The 4,252-nt window shown below is 46.2% G+C and carries 5 protein-coding genes; all 5 read left to right on the forward strand.

Features of this window, described 5'->3' with window-relative positions:
* Positions 1–318: 318 nt before the first annotated feature.
* The 5 genes from ACZRMH_RS25610 to ACZRMH_RS25630 all read left to right on the forward strand — a co-directional run bounded on the left by ACZRMH_RS25610 (position 319) and on the right by ACZRMH_RS25630 (position 3,945).
* Positions 319–984 (forward strand): hypothetical protein, encoded by a 666-nt coding sequence (locus ACZRMH_RS25610; RefSeq protein WP_464015791.1) that lies wholly within the window; start codon positions 319–321, stop codon positions 982–984.
* The gene (locus ACZRMH_RS25615) at positions 981–1,388 is read left to right on the forward strand and encodes a hypothetical protein (protein WP_464015792.1); all 408 of its coding nucleotides are present in this window, start codon (positions 981–983) and stop codon (positions 1,386–1,388) included. Before ACZRMH_RS25610 ends, ACZRMH_RS25615 begins: the two co-directional genes overlap by 4 nt.
* Positions 1,389–1,777: 389 nt before the next feature.
* Positions 1,778–2,701 (forward strand): hypothetical protein, encoded by a 924-nt coding sequence (locus ACZRMH_RS25620; RefSeq protein WP_464015793.1) that lies wholly within the window; start codon positions 1,778–1,780, stop codon positions 2,699–2,701.
* Positions 2,698–3,348, forward strand: coding sequence for a hypothetical protein (locus ACZRMH_RS25625; RefSeq protein WP_464015794.1), 651 nt, complete (start codon positions 2,698–2,700; stop codon positions 3,346–3,348). The genes ACZRMH_RS25620 and ACZRMH_RS25625 overlap by 4 nt, the downstream gene beginning before the upstream one ends.
* Before the next feature lie 15 nt (positions 3,349–3,363).
* Positions 3,364–3,945, forward strand: coding sequence for a hypothetical protein (locus ACZRMH_RS25630; protein ID WP_464015795.1), 582 nt, complete (start codon positions 3,364–3,366; stop codon positions 3,943–3,945).
* Positions 3,946–4,252: the final 307 nt, after the last annotated feature.

Here is a 4,252-nt window from a genome sequence, read left to right on the forward strand (position 1 = left end):
GGTCGTTGGTTCGAGTCCAATCGCGCCTACCAAACAAAATCCGCTCTGCTGGGCGGTCTAGAAGGGCTCACCGAAAGGTGGGCCCTTTTTTGTTGTCTGTGATTTCTTCAGAACGTTCACAAAATATAGGCTCCGTTCACACTGGGCAATGTGAATGTCGAAAGAGTCCTCCCATTGCTGCGATTCTTCCCTGTGGCTGAATTGAATTTGAGTGGCTTCAGTTTGATCTGATCGGTAAGCTCGGGCTCACCGTGTCGCTCGCGAAAGCGTCGGCGTCAGCGACTTTCATTTTAGTGATCCATGCAAGGATTAAGTGGCATGCAAAGATTGAAGGTCAATGGAAGTTTATACGATGTTGATCAGCATCCCGATGAATGTCCGTGCTGTCATCACGCGATGGAGCCGGGAGTATTAGCGTCAATTTTTTCTGAGGATGACAGAGTTATTGATGTAGCCTTCATGTGTCCCAGGCATAAATGTTCAAGAATGTTCATTGCCATATTCGAAAGGACTCTGATGCAACATGGCTATTCAGATTGCTTTTATTTGCGTGCAACATTCCCTAGAAATCCAGTGGCTCCCTCTGTTCCAGAAGAGGTCGCAAAAATTTCTCCTCAGTTTGTAGCGATATTTACACAAGCGAGCAATGCTGAGGCTTTCCGTCTGGGAGAGGTCGCAGGTGTTGGGTATCGGAAGGCGCTTGAATACCTTGTCAAAGACTATTGCGTTACTAAATCTCCAGACAAAGAAGATGACGTCAAGAAAAGACCGTTGGGGCAGGTTATCGATGTGTATGTTGATAACGAAAATATCAAGCAGTGTGCAAAGCGAGCCGTTTGGCTCGGGAATGACGAAACTCATTACGTCAGGACGTGGGTTGATAAGGATGTCAAAGATTTGAAGCTCCTGATTAAGTTGACGGTGGGTTGGATTGAGCAAGCCATCATCACTGAGTTTCTGATTGCAGATATGCAGAAGCAATGACCGGTATAAATGTGGGGGTAAAAGCGGTTGCACTGCTGGCTCTGGCAGGGGCAACAAATGTATGGGCGGCGGAGGACTTCCGTTGCACGATTGAAGGCACCGTCGCCGCTAAGGAAAAGCCGATAAACAGAATTTTCATCGGCAAGCAGTTCACCGTAGAGAGGCGGACTGGATTGATGGTAGGCGCCTTGAAGAACTCTTACGTCACCGATCCACAAGTCATTGACTACGGATCGACTGAGAATAGTTACAAGGCCGTAGCGACCATGCGGAAGGATCAGGGAGCGGGAGTCGGTTCAAGCATTTATGCACTAACAATCAACGAGTACGACGAAAGCGAGCGAAAGCCTTTCATCTTCATGCAAAATGACGAGGCGTTTCTCGGTTGGTGTGAGCATTTCTGATTAGAGGTGGATCGCAAAGCGTGCCGATCCCTTCCGTCTGACCATGTACTACTGATGATTCTGACGCAGCTTGTCTATGGCTGTGGTGATGGCCTCTGCATTCATATCAAGTCGTTTCAGTACGGTGGTTATGTTGTTTATCGAGTGTGGCTGACGAGGTCGTCACATATCTATAAGTGATTGAATTTAAAAGGATTTATCAGAAAAACAAACACTTGAAGTGTGGCAGCGTTTAGGTGCACCTAAATGGTGCGTTGTGCTAGGCATTCTATAAATACAGTTTTCATATCCAGCGTCTTCAATTCGTGGGCGTTCTTCCTGCGCCTATGCTCCGACCGCTTTTTCACTACCGGAATGTCGGCGAGGCTTGTAGTGCATCAGGAAAGCGTTTGGACTATGATTTGCTCCATACCGATCATGGATGGATAATCGCAGTGCTACGAAATCAAATAACACTTACATTCGATGGAACCTTAGCCCCTAATCATAGTGTGTCATTGCGTACACTCGCTTATACCTTGCCTCATATACAACGTTCAATTGATAAGATTGTTTACTTCGAACATAAAGGGGAGATTAGAAAGTACACTTCGCTGCCTAGAGAGCTTCAGGGCTACGCTGACATTTATGTAAATGAGCTTGAAGAGGGTTCTCTTAGAATTCCTTTTGTCAGCGATTTGGCAGCTAAAGTACCCGAGCTGTTTAATTCGTTTATGGCGGAGCCATATGAGAAATCGGCGAAGGAGGTAGTTTCTCACAGTAAAATTCTGCAGAGCGATTTGGAAGCGTGTAAGGGCTTAGTAATCCACAATAACGTTGATCCAATAACTCAAGAAGATTTGATTGCGGTCGAGGGTGGTCGAAAGCTGGCATACGCTCGGACTGCTGTGCTGAAGGATATAAATAACGCTTTAGCATTGGTGCGAACTACTCCCGGTGCACTTTTGAAAATTGACGTTGATTCACACAAAGGCTACAGTAGTTATTTGTTTGATGAGATGAGGGCTGCACGATTTTCCAAAGTTGTTGCAACAAAACGGCTAGATAATCCAGCTGTCTATATCGGTCAGATTACAGGTCTGGAGCAGCAAGGAACATCAGCTGCATTCAAATATGCGGCAAAATTTTGGAGTCGTGTCACTGGGCAGGAAAGCAAGATAATGATTCAAGACTATGATGATGTTTTGAAATTGCATGCTCACAACTTGAGTAACAAGGATGTTGCAATTTGGGCAGCTCCTATTTCAGTGCATGAAACATTCGATCCCGTGCGAGGTGATCTTGTGTTTATTGATATTTTGCCGACAAAATGATTTTTGATAAGTTTTTTGAGGCTGTATATAACGAGGCGTCACGCTACGTCACGCTTTGTCGGATATTTTGCTTCGTATTCGCAATGCTCCTGGGGGCAGACAAGTTTTACCAGTTGATTTTTAGTGATTTTTGGATTGGTTCAGCGGCAGATTTCGCAGAGGCGCTGCTTGATACGATCACCAAGGCTCCGCTGTGGATTTTTATTGTAACCTTGATAATGGCTTTCTATGTTGTTCCTTTGATATCGAAGATCACTGTTCTGAAAATCTTGAAGTGGGAGCTACAGCAGGCGCGGGTGTCTGCTCTGATAGAGGCCGTTGATATAGCAGTTCGTTCTGTTCCACTGGAAGCGGCAAGTGAAGAGCTCAAGCTGGCAAGAGAAAAGGCCGAGTTTGCAGAGAAGAAAATACTGAGATATAAGTCTCTATTGGAGCTTTTTAGCTTCTGGGTTTTTTATGGATTATTGTTTTTTGTACTGGGGAGGGCAAGTTTCGTCGTTGTGCTGATTTCATTGTCATGGCCTTTTCTGTGCTGGCGTGTTGTGCCTTATATTTTAAATTATCATGTTCGATGGATATATTATTATAAGCAGCTTGCGGTGAGGGTTGGTAATGGGATCGTTGCGAGTGAGTCAGGGGGGGACTAAATGACGAGACTTCGGGTGCAAAAAACTGCCAAGAAGAATATTCACATACACAACGATATCTCCAACACAGCTCACCACCTCAAGGCTCGTATCGAGGAAATGGAAGCTACGGGAAACAGGCAAGGTATCGCTCTCGACATCACCGCCTGTCTCGTCATGTTGGCGTTCACCTTTGAATCGCGCCTTAACTTCATTGGCGAACAGAAGGTAGAGGATTTTAAGGAAAGGCGGTGGTTCGACAAGAAGGTTGAGATTGTGTTGAAGGCACTGGGGCTGGAGCCTGATTTTGCAGTTCGCCCGTACTCTTCCATCAAAGAGTTGAAAAACTTCCGTGACACAATTGCACACGGCAAGCCGGACACCATCGAGGTAGATGAAACGGTTGACTTTCAACCGGGGACTAACTATGACGATTTTGATCTTCGAGGCGAGTGGGAAGCATTTCTAACCATCAACTTCATGCGGCAATGTTCCGATGACATCGACCAAATCTGGAGTGAATGGGTTGCGAATGCTGAAATCGAACTGCATCAAACACTGACCTCCGGCGAGTACAGCATTTCACTGATAGAAGAGCCTACGGTCTTTGGCGGGTGATCAAGTCGTATTGAGGATAGGGGGCGTGTTGAAAATATCCCTGCCCCCGCCAAAATCTCGTGTGCACTTCCATAACCGTTTGGTTTTCGAGCTTGGAAAATAAGTCTGGTGGTTTTGCCCGAGGTGCTAAGCCAAGTGCTAGGGGGCCAAATGAAAGCCGCAGCTTTTCTAAAATAAGATGGGGCGCGTGGCCCCCAATAGCTTGATCTGTAGAAGTCTCGACTTGATCTGACACCCCTCTTGAAAAAGAACGGGGCTACCGGGTTTGATGGTTGTGCGAGCAATCACCAACCCAAGAGGAGTAGCC

The sequence above is a fragment of the Pseudomonas sp. B414 genome (assembly GCF_055408445.1).

Coding starts and splice junctions, on each gene's coding strand:
- ACZRMH_RS25610 (WP_464015791.1), top strand. CDS start 319: ATGCAAAGATTGAAGGTCAATGGAAGTTTATACGATGTTGATCAGCAT.
- ACZRMH_RS25615 (WP_464015792.1), top strand. CDS start 981: ATGACCGGTATAAATGTGGGGGTAAAAGCGGTTGCACTGCTGGCTCTG.
- ACZRMH_RS25625 (WP_464015794.1), top strand. CDS start 2,698: ATGATTTTTGATAAGTTTTTTGAGGCTGTATATAACGAGGCGTCACGC.